Genomic DNA, 1,163 nt, shown 5'->3' on the forward strand with positions numbered 1-1,163 from the left:
GTTGGATCACTCCGGGACCGATGATCCGGAGGTGTGCGGTGGCGCGGCCGAAGCCGTGGGAAGTCGACGACGATCTGTGGGCAGTGATCGAGCCGCTACTGCCCAGGGTTGAGCGCCGGACCCGCCGCCCAGGACGCAAGCGGCATCCGGACCGGCTGGTGTTCCAGGGCATCCTGTTCGTGCTGCACACCGGGATCTCCTGGGAACACCTGCCGCAAGAACTCGGCTTCGGCTCGGGCATGACCTGCTGGCGCCGCCTGGCCGAGTGGACCGAGGCCGGCGTGTGGTCCCGGCTGCACGAGGTTCTCCTCGCCAGGCTCGCAGTGCGAACGCGCTGGACTTCTCCCGGGCGGTGGTCGACGGCTCTCATATCCGAGCGTTAAAGGGGGAGCCAAGACCGGACGAAGCCCTGTCGACCGGGGCAGAGCGGGCAGCAAGCACCATCTGATCACCGATGCCACCGGCATCCCGCTCGCCGCCACCTTGACCGGCGGTAACCGCAACGACGTCACCCAGCTGATCCCTCTTCTCCAGGCCGTGCCGCCCGTGCGGGGCAAACGCGGCCGGCCCCGGCGCCGCCCGGACGTGGTGCTGGGCGATCGGGGTTACGACCACGACAAGTACCGCCGACTGGTCTGGGATCTCGGCGTGAAGCCGCTGATCACCCGCCGCGGCACCGAGCACGGCTCCGGTCTGGGCACCCAACGCTGGGTCGTGGAACGAGCGTTCGCCCATCTGCACTGGTTCCGCCGCCTGCGGATCCGCTGGGAGCTCCGCGACGACATCCACGAAGCCTTCCTCACCCTTGGATGTGCACTCATCTGCTGGCGACGACTGTGCGCTCTGGCGAGCGATGCCCTGGGCTAGTCAGCCGCCGCCAGTCGGTTGAGAACTTCCATGGGGGTGAAATCCCAGCCGACCAGGCGCGGCCCGCTCCAGTTGATGCCGATCTTGAGTCCATCCCGGGCGTAATCGGGCAGTTCGCGATCGCGCCAGGTCTCCAACGGCATGGATTCAACGCGTAGCCCATGCCCCCAGATCTTCGCTGCCCTCTGGGCGCGGGCCGAGGTCGACCAGAAGGGAAGACTTCGTGTGCCGTCCGCGGAGAGGTGGGTCGGCATTCCGTCGTCATCCCGGACAAGCCAGACGACTCTGCTTTGGCG

General features: G+C 67.8%; 1 protein-coding gene and 1 pseudogene. One reads left to right on the top strand and one right to left on the bottom strand.

Features of this window, described 5'->3' with window-relative positions; all coding sequences use genetic code 11:
• Window positions 1–20 precede the first annotated feature (20 nt).
• Window positions 21–867 (top strand): annotated as a pseudogene (locus ACFYQQ_RS39520) (IS5 family transposase).
• On the opposite strand, the gene ACFYQQ_RS39525 reads toward ACFYQQ_RS39520, so the two are convergent.
• On the bottom strand, window positions 864–1,163 hold a 300-nt coding region (locus ACFYQQ_RS39525; RefSeq protein WP_388907334.1), incomplete at its 5' end, for a DUF2750 domain-containing protein. The pseudogene ACFYQQ_RS39520 and the gene ACFYQQ_RS39525 overlap by 4 nt on opposite strands.

Origin of the sequence: Streptomyces sp. NPDC005496, from assembly GCF_042872045.1 — a bacterium.
In the GTDB taxonomy this organism is placed as follows: domain Bacteria; phylum Actinomycetota; class Actinomycetes; order Streptomycetales; family Streptomycetaceae; genus Streptomyces.